The organism is Verrucomicrobiia bacterium, assembly GCA_036268055.1.
Lineage (GTDB): Bacteria > Verrucomicrobiota > Verrucomicrobiia > Limisphaerales > Pedosphaeraceae > DATAUW01.
In genome coordinates this window covers 83,523-100,028 of the sequence record DATAUW010000004.1, presented here as the reverse complement: position 1 = coordinate 100,028, position 16,506 = coordinate 83,523, and the positions used below count along the sequence as shown (strand labels likewise).

Genomic DNA, 16,506 nt, shown 5'->3' with positions numbered 1-16,506 from the left:
CGAAAGAATTTTCCTCTTGGAACCACCGCTCACGCACTCGCCCGCCGCTTCTCATTAACCCCCAACTTTAGTTGGGGGAACACATCTTCCCAAAAACAAACTCTCTATCGAGCGAAGCGAGGCGAGCCCAGGCGAGCATCATCCTATCACCCGCGCGAGTTCACCCCCCGTCAAACGCCAACCCTCATCCATTTGAAATCTATTCAGACGGCGGTTCGTTTTTATCGCGGTAAATTGCCAGCGACGCCAAACCCGATCCTATAACTATCGCTATAATGCCATAGCCTCGCGCGCCGGTTGTGCCAATGACTTCCACGTAATTTCCATTATTAAAACCACGCGGGCCATTGGTCGGGTGAACTAAAACCCCTGCTTGTGGCCATATCACTGAATACAACCCGGCAAAGAAAAGCAGCGCTGCAAGTATCAACAGACTGACCTGAAGTGGTTTCATGGAAATACCTCCCAATGCCTAAAAGCTCCACCTTGCCAGCCAGGAAATCAAACTATAAATTTTACCAGCTCGTGAAAGCAAAGCTACTGCTTCACTTCGTCATCCAATCGGTTTCGCCCATGCCGAAACCCACTTGACATCCCGCGCCCCAGGGATTGGATTATCCACAAGAGCCAAGTCCATTCTGATACTCCACTAGCGCCAACCGCGCCCTAAAATGGGAGGGCGAGCGTACCCGCGAGCCGTAACTAAACTCCGCTCACGAATGAAAAAACTGCCTAAAAGCTAAGCTCTCGCATTGCAAAACGCTTTCCACATTCCTCAAATCGCCCCTGGCAAAAAATCCTCCATTTCCCGCCGCAATAAATTGCCTTTAACCCGCCCACGGTGTAGAGTCTGGATTGGCTTGCAGAAAATATCCTGCATAAATATAGGCATCCACTTCATCCGCATCGGCGTATGATAAAGAATGATGGCTTCCGGGCTTAAATATTTTTCGGAGAAACAAAATATGCGTGCTGTACCATCAAATTCACCGGGCAATCGCGCCGCCAAAATAGTTCGCGCGAACCATATTATAATTGCGATTGCGCTCGCCTTCCTCGCCGCGCTCCCCGCCTTGGCGCAATCCAACCAGGTAGCCGCTTTTACCTGGACCACCTTCGTGGGTAAATCCGGTCGCGGCAGCGTAGACGGCATCGGCAGTGCCGCCCAATTCGGCGGTCCCGCCGGCGTGGTGCTCGACACCAATGGAAATATTTACGCGACGGACAACCCCGACAACGAGATCCGCATGATCACCCCGGCGGGCGTCGTCACGACCATCGCTGGCTACTCGGACACGCAAGGCACCAACGACGGCCTCGGCAGCAACGCCCGTTTCAACAGTCCCTTTGGCATCACCATTGATTCCGCCGGCAACCTGTACGTCGCCGACAGTTATAATTTTGCCATCCGAAAACTTTCTCTGAGCGGAACAAATTGGAGCGTCACCACCATCGCCGGTTTGCCCGGCGTTCAGGGATCAGCCGATGGCATGAATAGCAGCGCGAGATTTGTTCAACCCCGCGGCATTCATAGCGATAGCACCGGCGCGCTCTACGTGACCGACGCCGGTTACTCGGTGCGCAAACTCACGCCCTCCGGCACCAACTGGATCGTGACCACCATCGCGGGCTTATACAATAAATATGGCAACTCCGATGGCGTCGGCACCAACGCGAGTTTTAGCGAGTTGCTCGACGTGACCGTGGACACGGCTGGAACAATTTATGTCTCCGACGGGCTGGACATCCGCCGCGTCAGTCCGGTCGGTGCGAACTATCAGGTGACCACCATCAGTGCGATCGGTTTCGGTTTTGAAGGCATTTACGGCCTGGCCGCCGACGGTGTGGATACGATGGCCGTATCGTCGAGCGAAGCCATCATGCACTTCACCGTTTCCGGCACAACCGGCACGATCACCATCCTCGCCGGCCAAACCAATAACGCCGGTTACGCCGACGGCACCGGAACCACCGCCCAATTTTCCGGAAACCAGGGCATCGCCGTGGACAGCGCGCACAATATTTACGTCGCTGATTTTGGTAATCAATGTATCCGCAAAAGCACATCGGCGGGCGTTGTCCACACGCTTGCGGGATTGGTGTTGTTGCCCGGCAACGATGTGGATGCCACCGGCGGCGATGCTCGCCTGAATTTTCCAAATGCGGTCGCCGTGGACGGCTCGGGAACCGTTTATTTTACCGAAGGCCAGGGCAACAATACCATCCGCGAAATTTCCTCCGCGGGCATCGTCAGCACCGTCGCCGGACAGGACCAGACCACCGGCTCAACCGACGCCACCGGCAATAACGCGCGCTTCGCCAATCCCACCGGCATCGCCGTTACCAATGGCGTCATTTACGTCGTGGATGCCGGCAACGCAACCATTCGTGAAATCACCGCCGCCGGTAGTGTGTCCACCATTTCCGGTTCGGCAGGTCTCTTGGGCACCAACGACGGTCTCGGCAGCGCAGCTCGATACAGCAACCCCTCGGACATCGCCCTCGACCTCAGCGGAAATATTTACATCTCCGACCGCGGCAACCGCACCATCCGGCGCTTAAAGCCCGACATCGTGAGATTCCTTTTTTTCGGCTGGATTTCAACCACGATTGCGGGCATGCCCGGTTCGGGAGGAATTGTTTTCGTTGACGGCACAAACAGCGCCGCGCGTTTCGTCAGTCCTCAAGGCATGGCCATTGATGCAAATACCAACATTTACATGGTAGATGACGATTCCATGGTCAGAAGGATTAGCCCCGTCGGCACGAATTGGGTCGTCACCTCGCTCGCCAGTTTGCCCAACCCCTCGCGCGGTCACGCCAGCATCGCCTTGGACGGCTCGGGAAATCTTTACGTCTCCCGGCCTGACGCAGCCTCGATTATCGAGCTTTCCCCCTCCGGCACTAACTGGGTGACCAACACCATCGGCGGCATCGGCGATGGAACTACCGGCAGCCGTGACGGCGCCGGCATGGTCGCCCAATTCGACTCTCCGTCCGACCTCGCGCTGGACGGCAGCGGCAATCTCTTCGTGGCTGACAGCCAGAACAACACCATCCGCAAAGGCATTTTCACCGCCTTCAATTCCGCCAATTCCCTGGACTACGTCCATCCGCCGCCCAGCGGTTCGTTGACTATAACTTTGACTCCGCCCGAGGCGAACGGCCAATGGCGTTTCCCATGGGAACTTTCATGGCGCAACAGCGGACAAACCGCCAGCAACCTCATGACCGGAAATTATTCCGTCGAATTTCGTTCATTGCCTGGATGGATCGCGCTGCCGCCCAGCCTGACCCTCGCCATCTCCAACAACGTATTTTTGACGAATCAATATCTCCCCACGTCCGTAATTCCCGATACCAACACCGCCGGCACTCTCACCATCACGCTCGGACCGAACCCGCCTTCCGGCGCCGGTTGGCGTTTCCTCGGCGATACCACCGCATTTTACCCCTCCGGCTTCAGCACCAATCTCGTGGCGGGCACATACCTCATCGAGTTCTCTTCCGTCGCCGGCCGCACCAAACCGCCGAACAGCTCCGTGCAAATCTTCCCGGGTCAACCCACGCTCCTGGAGGAAAATTATTTGCTCGCCACCACGCCGCCCGCGATGGTGCAACTTCCTTTCCCCGTTCCGACGAACCAAATCAACGACGTTGTAAATCATCCGTTCGGTTTTGACGGCCAGTTGCAATCCGACACCGGCTACGGCAGCGGCGTCGCCGTCGAGGCCAACGTCGTCCTCACCGCCGCGCACGTCGTGTTCAATGATCAAACACTCTCCTACGTCAGCCAGGCCTACTGGTATTTCCAGCAGGAGGCGGGACTGTTCTCGCCCGAACCCCAGGCGGCGCGCGGCTTTTATTTGCTGAGCGGCTACGCGGCGCAACGCACCAATGATTTGCAAATCTATTCGCCCGACACTTCCACCCCGCAATCACGCAACCTCGACGTCGCCGCGCTTTACTTCCTCTCGCCCGTCGCTGGCGGCGGTTTCGGCGGTTACCTCCCGTCCGACCAGTCGCCCAATCAATGGCTCTCGGGCAGCGCTCTGAAAATGCTCGTCGGTTATCCGGTGGACGGCTCGATCTTCGGCAACGCCAGCATCGTGCCCGGCTTGATGTATCAAACCCTGCCGCAACCGTACCCGCTGACCATCGCCAGCGACCCCGTCGCCAACCAGCGTGTCTATACCGCGCCGTGGTTCCTCAGTTACCCCGGCAACAGCGGCGGCCCGGTCTATGCCCAGTTCAACGGCTACTATTATCCCGCCGGAGTTTATCTCGGAACTTTGTTCAACGGCTCGCAACCCTACGCGTCGCTCGTCCTCGGCATTGACAGCGCCGTCGTGAACCTCATTACGAATGCTTCCTTGCTCGGCGATAACGGCACGAACTTCACCGGCGGCGGCGTCGTGACTGTCATCCCCAACCCGAACGTAAGCCTCGCCAATCCTGGTTATATGCAATGGCATCTCGGACCCTCCTCCGCGGTCCTTGACGGTGCCGGATGGAAACTCCAGGGCGATGCGAATTTCTCCACCGCCACCAATTACACCCGCGTGATCACCACCACAAATCCCGTCGTCGTCCAATTCAAGTCCGTCCCCGGCTGGAACCTGCCCGCGAACCAATCCGTCAGCGTCTCACCCGGAGCCGTGACGACTTACAGCGGGAGTTACACCGTGAGTAATCCCACGATGATCGCGACCAGTTCCGGAATCGGCATCAGCGGCGCCGTCAACACCACCTACCGCATAGACCAGACCACATCGCCCGCCAGCGGCATTTGGACACCCGTGAGTACGAACATGATTACCAACAGCGGATTTAATCTATTCATTCCCGCCCCCGGAACCAACCAACCCGCCACGTACTACCGCGCCGTTTTGATGCAGTGATCACCGTTTCCACCAACCGGGAGGGCGAACGTACCCGCGAGCCGTAACTAAATAAATTCGGCAAGTTAGTTAAAAATTCTGCTGGGAAAAATTCCTTTGGCCGGCTCATTGGAACATCAATGGCAAGACGAAACTGTGAAACCTCCACCACCGTCCCGCAGGGGACGGCAGATCTTAGCCCGGCAATTTATTGCTGGGTTCCCATCCGTCGCAAACCAAGTCCCGCAGGGACGAAAGAAATTCTCGACCTAACCAACGTGCCCCTTCGCCATTACGCCCCACCAACCTAACGCACTCCATCCCTCTCTCCCCACGACCACGTGGGGAGAGAGCCGGAGAGAGGGGCGGCTGATGCTCGAATCCCCATCCCGCCCATTGACGTTAATATTTACTTGCACTCCCATCCCGGTCTAAAATCCCCGCATGACTCGCCATCTTCCACTCAAGCACCTCGCCATTTCTATCCTGCTCTGCGCGCTCGCGGAAAATTCCTTCGCCCAAAAAACTCCCGTCGAATACGCCAACCCCCTCGTCGGCACCGCCTCCCTCGACGACCCCGCGCTGCTCGGCAATGCGCCGCCGCCCGGTGAAGAGACCTACTCCGGTTTCACCTATCCCGGCCCCGCGCTGCCGCATCACGATATTATTCTCGGCCCCATCAACAAAGACCTGACCGAAGCCGCGGGCAATCACGGCATCATTTATCCCTACGTCTATGCGCGCCGCACCATGCTCGGATTTTCCTCGCCCATGCCGCGCCTGACCATCATGCCCGTCGTCGGTGATTGGAATGTGCCGCCCGACCGCGCCTACGCTTCGCCGTACGACAAGACCTCCGAAAAAGCCTCGCCGGGATATTACTCCGTGTTTTTCCCCGACAGCGGCGTCCGCACCGAATTGACCACCAGCGAACGCACCGGCTTTTATCGTTTTACGTTTCCGAAATCCGAACGCGGCACCATGCTCATTGACCTTGGCGCGGGCGAAAGTGAAATTGAAATCACCGGCGACCACACCGTGCGCGGACGCGGACGCCGCGATGGCCGCGGCTTCGTCGCCGAATTTTCCAAACCCTTTAAAAGCTTCGGCGTCTTCCGCCAAAACCGCCCGCAACTCGAAGGCTCGCGCGTCCGTCGCGATGATTTTGTGAACCCCGGCGCGCGCTCCATTTCTGGCAGCTACGCCGGAACCTATCTCGAATTTTCCACGACCGAAGGTGAACAAATTCTCGTGCGCATCACCACCGGTCGCACCTACGAAGCCGCGCAGCAACAACTCGACACCGAATCCCACAACTTCGACGAAGTCCATCAACGCGCCAGGGATGCCTGGAGCGAGAAATTAAATTTGATCCAGGTCGAAGGCGGCTCCGAAAAAGAGCGCGGACTTTTTTATTCCACCCTTTATAATTCCCTCCTCACTCCCCGGCTCATCGTCAAAAAAGGCGACCGCATGCGCGGCGGCGATACCCAAAATATCGCCGAGTACGATCGTTACAGTCCCATCGCTTTCTGGGACACCGGCCGCAATCAAATCGTCTTGCTCACCTTGCTCGAGCCGGATGTGAAGACCAATATCCTCCGCACCCACCTCGAGATGGCCCGCGAATCCGGCTGGATGCACACCTCATTCTACGGCGACCACGCCGTGTTCATGTATCTCGGCGATTGGGAGCGCGGCCTGCCCTTCGATTACGCTTCCGTCTATGAATACCTTCGCAAAAACGCCATGGACCCCGCCGGCCCCCGCGGCGACCTTGCCGAATACCTCAAGAACGGCTGGGTCCACGACGACTTCCAGGAACATCCCAGCCCGCCCTACGCCGGAGGCCACGCCGGTGTGGACAAAACTTTGGAATATAGCTGGGACGATTACGCAATGGCCCTGTTCGCCAAAAAACTCGGCAAGGACGACGACTACAAAATGTTCCTCGCCCGTGCGCATAATTATACCAACGTGTTCGATCCCTCCACCGGCTTCATGCGCGGAAAAAATCCCGACGGCACCTGGATTTCTCCCTACGACCCCAACGAACCCTATTACAACTACATGACCAAGGAAGCCAGCGGTTGGCAAAATTTCTGGCTTGTGCCGCACGACGTTCAGGGCCTCATCAACCTCGTCGGTGGCCGCGAAAATTTCCTCAAGAAACTCGATGCGTTTTTCAACACCCCGTACCACCCGCAAGGCATCGCCCGCGACGTCACCGGCATGATCGGCCTGTACTGCCAGGGCAACCAGCCCGACCAGCAAACCGCCTACTACTACGACTACGCCGGCCAGCCGTGGAAAACCCAGGAACTCGCCCGCAAAATCCTCCGCCTCATGTACGGTAGCGATAAATCCGGCAACGCCTACCCCGGCATGGATGACCAGGGCTCCACCTCATCCTGGTACGTCTTCAGCGCCATGGGATTTTACACCGTTGACCCCTCCAGCCCCAACTACACCATCGGCTCCCCCATCTTCGACAAAGTCACCCTGCGCCTGGGCAACGGCAAAACCCTCGTCATCGAGACAAAAAACAACTCCGAAAAAAACCTCTACATCCAATCCGCCACCCTCAACGGAAAACCCTGGAACAAACCCTGGTTCGCCCACACCGACATCGCCAACGGCGGCCACTTCATCTTCGAAATGGGCCCCCAACCCAACACAAACTGGGGCACCGCCCCGGACGCCGCACCGCCGTCAATGTCTAACTAAAACAGGAAAAATTTGACAAAGTATAAAAACCAAATGGCTTGGTGCTACAACTTTTCATGATATGACGTTAGCGGTGGACAGTGGTGAAGATCATTTGCAGTAATGAATCAAATTGTTAGCGAAGCTGAAGATCATAATATTGTTTTGGAGTAAGTGGACTCATTGGGTTAGTTAAGACAATGGTAAATGCTCCGCTCGTGTTCAAAGTGTTTGTCGCAACCCTCGCCCATTGGCTTAAAGGAAGCGCCAAATTTGTGCTGTTCAAGACATAATAACTCGCGCCGGAAAATCCATTGGCTCCATTAACGATGAGATTGGTGCCAGACAAGCTGATTCCAACAATGTTTGGATGGATTGACACAACACTGATATTATCCAGATAGAAAGGATAACTACCTTGTTCAATCCCAAACTGGAGAAGAGTATTGCTACTGGTCGCTGTTACCTCGAACTGGACATTTGTCCATGCATAGGTAGCGGGATATGTTTGATTAAAGGTGATATTTCCATCCCATACCACAGAAAAGGCACGAGGGCCAAAATCAAAGTCATTTAGCCAAAAAGATATCAAATAGGTTGATCCTGCTTTAGTAGCTAGCGTTTGATAAAGGTATCCTGGCGACGTAGTTGTTCCCAAAAATGCTGAATAGTTGCCTGAGTAGGGCTTGCCTCCCAGGGAACCATCATCAACCACAGAATAGCCGGCATTAGAAAGCGTCCAATTTGAATAACTTCCTGTTTCAAAGTCACCGTTGAGAACTAGGTTTGAGGATACTTCTGTATCAATAAGCGGAGAAATCCCCGCTACATTGATTCCGAGATTATTAATTGCAGCAAGGCGAGTTGCAAAAATTCCGGTAGTTTTGTAAATGTGCACCGGATTTCGTTCGCCGCTGGTGGATCCATCTCCAAAATCCCAGTTCCAGCTAACAAGTGGGATTCCTGTGTCATCGGTGCTTGAAGAAGTGAATTGTATAGTTAGCGGAGCTAAACCATTTGTGGTATTAACATTAACTTTCGCAGACGGTTCCACATAGATACTAAAAATAGTGCTTACGCCTAAACCAGTTGTGCCATATAAAGTATTTCCAGAGCAAACTAGGCTGCCCGGCGAAGCCCCATCGCTGCCATTCGTAAAATCGTGAATATTTACGAAATGAGTGCCATCTGTATTAACGCTAAATATTGTGCCATAACCCGAGGTGCCGCCAGCTGACGTCGTTCCGTAAAGAGTATTGCCTAATAAAACCAATGAAGAATTAGGGTATTCACCATCACTATTAGTGCCATAAGGGCCGCCTATGCCTGAAAGTGTAGAAAAACTATATATATAGCGATAACTATTAGTCTCAATTCCAATGGAAAAGACATCTGCTGGATAACGATTGTCCGTGCCATACAAGGTATTTCCCGATAAGGTGAAGCTGTTTTCGGATCCAAAACCAGTAGGAGTAAAAAGGTTGGTATATTCTGAGCCATCCGTTTTCATTGCAAAAAGAGTTCCGACACCTTCTCCACCAAATTTAGTTGAGCCAAACAGGGTATCTCCGGATAAAACGAGTCCAGCAACTGGATACGATCCGTCATCGTTGAAGTAAGCTCCATCTGTTTGACCAAAAACATGGAGATTTGTAAAACCGGTGCCGTCAATGTTAATTGCAAATATAGTACCAGAGGAATTTGGTAAATCTGGAAGATTTCCCGGTGTTGTTCCATAGAGTGTATTACCAGACAAAACCACGCCACCCAGTGGGGAAGACTCTCCGTTGACTCCCAAGACAAAAGAATGCAGATTTGTGAAGGCTGTGCCATCGGTATTTACTCTGAATACCGTTCCGAAGCTACTGCCCTCCTCTCCGGTCGTGCCGTATATGGTATTTCCCGATATAGTCAGCTGGCCTTGTGGATTACTTCCACCAGTGCCATGTAAGTTGGTATATCCAGATCCGTCAATGTTCAATCTATATATACCGCCTACTGTTGTTCCATATATGTTATTTTCATATATAGTTAAGCCGACCCCTGGCTCTAAAGAATCGGGTGGACCATTTGACCCTCCGAATGTGAACAAAGTTTTGAAAGTCTGGGAACGGACTGGCAAGCTCAAGCTCAAACTGATCGCAAAGGGCATCAAAAAGACCAATTTTCTAAAATGAAATCTCATTGATTTTTTTATTTTAATTTGAACGAACAACAAAGAATCTGGGCATGTTTTAACTGCGGCTGCAACGATTAGAAAAATGGAGCGAGCGAAGGGATTCGAACCCTCGACACTCACGTTGGCAACGTGATGCTCTACCAGGCTGAGCTACGCTCGCTTCCTATGAAGCGACGGAAAATCTAATGGAATCACCCGAAATTGCAAGCACTCATTTTCTTTTTATAAGCGTCTGAGTTGCATCCGAAATTGCGGTCAATTTGCCCAAGCGGGAACGGCTGCCAGTTTTGTCCCGGGGAGCGCACGCGCCCTCGCGTGCAGTGGCTGGCGCCCTCGCCGGCCACATCTTTCCAATCATTTTACTTCAGATCCACACTGAGCAGCAAAATTTTGACCGCAATTCCCTCCGCAAACCATCACGGCGCGACACTTGCATCAAACACCGCAGTTTGCACTTGCCCGCCAGTCTTGAACTGCACCCACACACGGTAATCCCCCGCGCTCGGAAATTCATACGGCAGCGAAATCAGCGCCACCCCATCCTTCGTCAAGTGCGGCATCGCGTGGTGCATTTTGGAATGGTCCATCCCCGCCATGTTCATGCCCTCCATGCCGGGCATCCCGGCCATGCCGTCGCCGGAAGTTTTGTCACCCGATTCGCGGTTCATCTTCGCCTGAAAAAATCCCTGCGCCGCCATCGAAAAATTTCCTGACGGATGCAAATGCGCGAACACCGAGCCATCGCGGCGAAGAACCGCGGCGTGGCTGACCATGCCCATGTAAGGCTCAAGGCTCGCCGCGTGCCCGTCGGCGTCCCAAATTTCAAATTGCAAACCCGCGTCCTGATGAACCCGCAACGGCGGATGCGCGCGCCACACCACGCGTCCGCCGCTCGGCAAATTATAAATCAGATTCGTGCCGTTGCCCTGTTTCACGCTCGCGGCCGGATAAACGGCCCACGAATCATCCGGGTCCGGCGCGAGCGTGATATTAGTCGCGGTAGTTTCCGGCGCGGCGGGAATCTCCACCGTATCCGCGGCGGTGAAACTCAAACCTGTGCGTTCAAAAGTCAGATCGCAGAACATCCGATAACGCCCGGCGGGCAGCGGCGGCACCGCGACCGCAAAAGTCTTCCCACCCGTCCGCACCGGATGAATATGCGCAAACGCATCTTCATCATCCTCGCGAATAAGAAAAAAATGCAGCAGCTTGCCGTGATCCGGCAACAGCGAGAGCGAATAATCCGGTTCAAACGCCTTGTTGCCGATGGCGAGGTCGAGCACGCGCTGAGGCCCGTCCATGCGGACTTTTCCAGTGATGTCAGGATACGCCCCGCCGCGAAGATGTTTGCGAAAATCTTTTTCCTCCGATTTCCACCACGCATTTCCGCCCACAATCATGACCACAAAAACCAGCGTCGTGACCGAACCAGCGATCCAACCCTTGCGCCGGTCCCGCGGCGTTGGTGTGGCGCCGGGTTCAACCGTGGCCTCGCGCGCCGCCCCGACTATCACCGCAATGCCGCCAATGACCAGCACCAACGCCAGCGCAATTAAAATTTTGCCGAGATAGCCGGGGAGGGGAAGCTGGCTGGTGGCGAGAGAATTAACGGGAATCTCAATCGAACCCGAGCCCGCCGCGCCGTGAATTTGCACCTGAATGCTATACGCGCCAAACGTCATCAACCAAAGTTCGCCGCTATAATAATTCGTCTCGCCCAGGATCGGCACGCCCGCATCCGGCGGCGGCGCATTGGACACCGCCGTCTGCGAAAAAACCGGCAGAAACGAAACTTCGACCGGTTGGTCCGCGTCCACATGCACACTGATCTCCGCGCGCCCCGGCACCACCGTCGGCATCCGAATCGTGATATGCGCCGGATACGGCCCGACATTCCCCTCAAAAAAAACATCCGGACTGCCAACGTGCGCGTGAGCCGCGAACGGCGCAAAAATCAAAATCGCAATCAACCAGCGTGTCAGGCGATTCATCGTTTCACCTTTTTCATCCAGCCGCCCCACAGCAAACCCAGCCACGCCGAAAACGTCGCGAACAACAAACTCCATCCGAGCCCGCGCATATTGAGCGGATCAGAATTTTCATCACCGGGATTCACGTGCCAGAATTCGGAACGCCAATGCCCGCGCCCCGAGGCGAAACTCCAAAAACGGTTGCCCGCAAAAAACCAATTATTCGCATGCGGCGTGAGCATGAATTCGGAGAAGAACCATTGCACCGCGACCAGAATCAAAAGAAAAGCCACCCCCAGCGCGACCGCGATGCCAACGCGCCGCCATCCCTGATCGCGCTCGCCCGTCTTGCGCAAAATCAGATCAATTCCCAGCGCCGGAAAAACCACCAGCGCCGGAAACGACGGCGGAACCATGTGAGTGATCGGATTGAAGATCGGCGCAAGCTTCGGCCGCGCGGGAAAGAGCGGCAGTATCCAAATCATCAGGCACATGATGAGCAAATACACCAGCGCCGTGCGCGTCGCGGGCCAGCTCATGCGCCCCGCGCGGCCCATCGCCACCAGCCGTATCACGAATTGCAGGCAGCACACTTCATAAAACCGCGACGTATGCTGCAAATTCGGAAACGTATATTCCATGATGAACAAACCGCTGAGCGTGAGAAAAATTCCGCCGGCAAAAACGAACATCGCGCCGCCCAGGCTTTCCGGCTCCTGATTTTGCCACGACACCGCCAGCAGCAACGCCGCCACGCTGATGCCGAACATTCCCAGCCCCAACACCGCGTGCGGCGGGCTGATGATGCGCACGTCCAGCCCGTAAGCGTTGTGCCACCAATCATCGAACGGCGCGGAAGTGATCATGGCAATCGCCCCCCAGATCGCGACCCACGCACCCAACGGCGCGCGCGTGCCAAACACTTCCACCGAATGTTCCCGTTCCTGCGGCGTCGGGAAAAAAGTATGTTTGATCGCGAGCCAGCCGCCGGTGAACCCGCTCAGGACGCCGCCAAGATAAATCGCCATGTGCGCGGGCGTCCAAAAAGTATCGCGGCCAATGCTCGAGTGCCACGAAATGTCCCAGATGATGCCGATGGTGATGCTCGTCGCGGCCAGCACGAGCAGCAATTCCGGCGCACAACTTCGCGTGCGCGCATGCGCGGCGGACGGCGCTGATAGAATCGTGGCGGCGTGAGAATCTCCATTCATACAATCACGTTTATTACGTTTAAACGCGAAACCGTCCAGCGGAAAAGAGTTACTCGATTGTAACTCAGTGAGAAATTCTTCCGCAAATTAATAACGAACCACTTTCCCAAAACCCGTGTTTCTTCCGTGTTCCATCCGTGGCAAAAAAATAGCCCGCGAAATTACAACTTCGGCTGCGTCGGTTTGACGGCTTCTTCAAAACTCAACACTCCCGTGGTCTTGGTCTTGCGCTTGAAAAGTTTATCACCGCAAGCGACATAAAGTTCATTCCGATTCGCGCCGCCGAAAGCGACCGCCGTGAGCGGCCCGCGCTGCGGCTTGGGGATGATGCCTTGCACTCGCCCCGCCTGATCGCAAATCTGCACCCCCAAATCACTCGTGACATACAGCCGGCCTTCCGTATCCACCGTCATGCCATCGGCGGAACTTTGCATATTACCATCGGCAAGATGCAGGTCGAAATAGCGTTGCTTATTCGTGAGCGAACCGTTGGGCAGAATTTGAAATGAGTAAACGAATTGCCCTTTGTAATCGGCCACGAGCAGGAGACTTTGATCCGGCGTCAAGCGCACGCCGTTGGGATAAGCGATGCCTTCGTCCACAACCCGGCGCTGGCGGTTGGCATCAATGAACCAAACTTTTTTGCTGGCATCATCGGTGTAATAAATCTCGTCGCCGTGAGTGACAGCCAGATCGTTGCACCCCGCATTATCGAATAATACCTCACGTTTGCCGCTGGGATCGTAAGCCGTGATTTTATTTCCGTCGCGTTCGCACGCGTAAAGTTTTCCATCGGGACCGAAAGCAAGTCCGCTGGCCGATTGCCCTTCGACAAAAATCGTCTCCTTGCCATCAAGCCCAATTTTCTTGATGCGCTTGTTCGGGCTGTCATTGAAGAAAATTTCCCCGGCAGTATTCGCAGTGGGACCATCGGTAAATTTATTTCCGTCGCTCGCGATTTCCCAGCTATCGCCAGGAATCAAAATCTCCATAAGCGGCTGCTTCGAGCCCTTGCCCGCAATAACCGGCGTGGGATAATCCTTCCACAACCAGCGCAACGCATCGGGAAAAATCGCCGTCGCCTGCTTGCCGTTATGCGCGCCGTCGCCCCAGATGTGGTTGACTTCGTAACCGGAAAATTCCAGCGCCGAGAGCATTTCCTCATTCGCGAGATGCCAATCGCCGCCGTAAATATTCAAGTCCGCCGTGCCGTCCTGCAAAAAAACTCGCAACGGTTTCGGCTCTGTCTTGCGAATCAGCGTCGGATAAATATTCCCGCCGCGCAAACCGACATACGTGCCGATGGAACTGAAAACGCGATGAAAAGCCTCGGGCCGTTCCCACGCGGCGGTAAAGGCCGCAATCGCTCCTGAACTGCTGCCCGCAATCGCGCGGTCATTGGGATCGGTGCTCAAATTATATTTCTGCGCAACCTCCGGCAGCAATTCATTCAACAGAAAACGCGCATAATTATCACCCAGCCCGTCGTACTCATAACTGCGATTGTAACGGCTGAGCGAGTTCGTCTCAAACGCCTTGACCACGCCCGGCTGAATGAAGATGCCGATCATCACCGGGATTTCTTTGCGCGCGATGAGGTTGTCGAAAACATTCGTCGCCGCCCACGACAAACCGTCCTGAAAAATCATCACGCAAGTGGGTTTGGTGGCGTCGTATTGCTTCGGAACATACACCCAGTAATTCCGCGTGGTGCCGGGAAAAATTTTGCTGTGATCAAAAGTGTAGCGCGTGGTCTCGCCGTGCGGAACTTCCGCCACGAATTTTGAATCAGGCCCGGGAACATAATCATCCGCCGCGCGGGCAGTGAAAGCCACCGTGATGACCAGACTGAGTGCGAGAAAAAATACGCGCATAAATAATCGGAACGGCGATAACAAAAATGACCGCGTTTACTTTCTGGCCGGCTTGGGATCGAGATTTTGTTCGAGCTGTTCCGGCGTGACCGTGGATTGAATTCCATCGGCGGGGACATCACCCTTCGCAATCCAAACGATGGCGTTCAAGACAACCTTGCGAAAATTATCGTTACCCCAATTTTTGTTATAGTGCGCGCCCGTCAGGCCAAAACCGCGCCCGCCGTCGGGACGCTCATACGCCCACGCCACGTCTTCCGACATCCCCTTGCGCGCGCGGACGAACTGATTGCCGCCGTGGGCTTCGTCCGGTTTCTCGCGCGTGCTGTCCGGCGGAACCGCGCTAAGAATCGGCGTGACGCCCGAATCCTGGAAGCGCATGTGATAATACCATTCATCGCGAATCGTGAAAGGCTTCACGCCGCGCGCGATCGGGTGGTCGGGCAATTTTTTGAAGTCCGCCTCCCAAATCGGATTGACCGACCAATAAGTTTCGAAAAATCCGCCGATCCAATTCAGCCATTCCTTGCCGCCCTTGTCCTTGGGAACCTCGACCGCGTAATGCAAACACGCCAGCCCCGCGCCATGACGGATCGCATCGCCCAACTGCGCGAGATGCCCATCCTGAATGGCCGGATGATTATCGCCGCCATCCATATATAACACGATCGCATCCGCGCCCTTAAAAGCATCCGGGTCCTGCGGCCAGCCATTTGTGAACGCGAAAACTCGCAAGCCATCCACTTTATCGAGACAACTTTTCAACAACAACACGCCCGAGTTAAACTCATGTTCGCCGGGACCGTGACTCGGCTTGCCCGCGACCAGCACAATTTTTTTGTCAGCAGCGTGAATGTTCGTGGCTGCGCATAAACTCGTCGCAACCAACAACCACAAGGCGAATTTTAAAATGCGCATGAGTATAATTTATTCGAGTGTTTTAATCCGAATATTTTTGAACTGCGCCATCATCGGATGACCCGCATGGATTTGCAGCGCGACAATCCCCGACTTCGCCGCCGCAGCTTCATCCTCGTCCGTGACATCCACCGTCACGTGGCCGTTCACCGTTTGCACGATATGATTGCCCTTGGCCGTGATGATATAATCGTTCCATCCACTCTTGTTCAGCGAGCCCTCAATCGTCGCCGCGTCGCCGACCGACCCCACCACTTCTTTTTTTGCGCCCGGATGAATGATCACCTTTTCGCCGCGTGTGGCGAGAATGCCGCGCGCTTTTTCCTCATAAAGAATGCCCGTATAAGTCGGGCCCGCTTCCATGTCCGCCTGGTAACCCGACACTACCCAATAACTCGGCTTCACGACTCGGCTGCGATATTGCACACCCGAATTGGCAAAACCGGCGCTATCGCCCGGCGTCAACTTGAACTGGCAGCGCAATTCAAAATCGCTCACCACGCCATTCGTCCAAATGAGAAACGTATTCTCCTTGGCCGGATGTTCGACCGTCGTCTGCCCGGTGATCGCGCCCTCCCTCACCGACCACAACTCCGGGCTGCCGTCCCAACCGGTCAAATCCTTGCCGTTGAAAATGGAATGAAAACCCGGCTCCATCGCATCATCGGCAAAAGCCGAAAGCGATTGCACACAACACACCGCGCCCAAAACCAGGGCGGCAAATAATTTATTTTTCATGATCATGGGGATTTTAATTTAAGCATTGGA

9 protein-coding genes and 1 tRNA gene are annotated in these 16,506 nt (G+C 54.9%); 3 read left to right on the top strand and 7 right to left on the bottom strand.

Features of this window, described 5'->3' with window-relative positions; all coding sequences use genetic code 11:
* From VH413_02070 to VH413_02060, 3 genes are all read left to right on the top strand, one after another.
* Positions 1–264: hypothetical protein (locus VH413_02070; protein HEX3797460.1), on the top strand; the 264-nt coding region annotated here is incomplete at its 5' end.
* A gap of 701 nt (positions 265–965) precedes the next feature.
* Positions 966–4,901 carry a hypothetical protein gene (locus tag VH413_02065; protein ID HEX3797459.1) on the top strand — a complete coding sequence of 1,312 codons (3,936 nt, stop codon included), beginning with the start codon at positions 966–968 and terminating at the stop codon, positions 4,899–4,901.
* Positions 4,902–5,324: 423 nt separating this feature from the next.
* A complete protein-coding gene (locus VH413_02060) occupies positions 5,325–7,607 on the top strand; it encodes a GH92 family glycosyl hydrolase (GenBank protein ID HEX3797458.1) in 2,283 nt (760 codons plus the stop codon).
* 115 nt (positions 7,608–7,722) lie between these two features.
* Here the strand turns inward: VH413_02060 and VH413_02055 are convergent, their stop codons facing one another.
* From VH413_02055 to VH413_02025, 7 genes are all read right to left on the bottom strand, one after another.
* Entirely contained in the window at positions 7,723–9,885 is a 2,163-nt protein-coding gene (locus tag VH413_02055; GenBank protein ID HEX3797457.1) for a choice-of-anchor tandem repeat GloVer-containing protein, read from the bottom strand.
* A tRNA-Gly gene (locus VH413_02050) sits at positions 9,849–9,925 on the bottom strand. The genes VH413_02055 and VH413_02050 overlap by 37 nt, the downstream gene beginning before the upstream one ends.
* A 256-nt stretch (positions 9,926–10,181) precedes the next feature.
* Positions 10,182–11,801 (bottom strand): hypothetical protein, encoded by a 1,620-nt coding sequence (locus VH413_02045; protein ID HEX3797456.1) that lies wholly within the window; start codon positions 11,799–11,801, stop codon positions 10,182–10,184.
* Entirely contained in the window at positions 11,753–12,946 is a 1,194-nt protein-coding gene (locus VH413_02040; protein HEX3797455.1) for a hypothetical protein, read from the bottom strand. The genes VH413_02045 and VH413_02040 overlap by 49 nt, the downstream gene beginning before the upstream one ends.
* A gap of 161 nt (positions 12,947–13,107) precedes the next feature.
* Entirely contained in the window at positions 13,108–14,820 is a 1,713-nt protein-coding gene (locus VH413_02035; protein HEX3797454.1) for an SMP-30/gluconolactonase/LRE family protein, read from the bottom strand.
* A gap of 36 nt (positions 14,821–14,856) precedes the next feature.
* Positions 14,857–15,738 (bottom strand): ThuA domain-containing protein, encoded by an 882-nt coding sequence (locus VH413_02030; GenBank protein HEX3797453.1) that lies wholly within the window; start codon positions 15,736–15,738, stop codon positions 14,857–14,859.
* Between the two features lie 9 nt (positions 15,739–15,747).
* Positions 15,748–16,476 (bottom strand): DUF1080 domain-containing protein, encoded by a 729-nt coding sequence (locus tag VH413_02025; protein ID HEX3797452.1) that lies wholly within the window; start codon positions 16,474–16,476, stop codon positions 15,748–15,750.
* Between the last annotated feature and the right edge of the window lie 30 nt (positions 16,477–16,506).

Bases quoted from the DNA above. Each gene is read 5' to 3' on its own strand.
- VH413_02065 (HEX3797459.1), top strand. From the start codon at position 966: ATGCGTGCTGTACCATCAAATTCACCGGGCAATCGCGCCGCCAAAATA.
- VH413_02060 (HEX3797458.1), top strand. From the start codon at position 5,325: ATGACTCGCCATCTTCCACTCAAGCACCTCGCCATTTCTATCCTGCTC.
- VH413_02040 (HEX3797455.1), bottom strand. From the start codon at position 12,946: ATGAATGGAGATTCTCACGCCGCCACGATTCTATCAGCGCCGTCCGCC.
- VH413_02035 (HEX3797454.1), bottom strand. From the start codon at position 14,820: ATGCGCGTATTTTTTCTCGCACTCAGTCTGGTCATCACGGTGGCTTTC.
- VH413_02030 (HEX3797453.1), bottom strand. From the start codon at position 15,738: ATGCGCATTTTAAAATTCGCCTTGTGGTTGTTGGTTGCGACGAGTTTA.
- VH413_02025 (HEX3797452.1), bottom strand. From the start codon at position 16,476: ATGAAAAATAAATTATTTGCCGCCCTGGTTTTGGGCGCGGTGTGTTGT.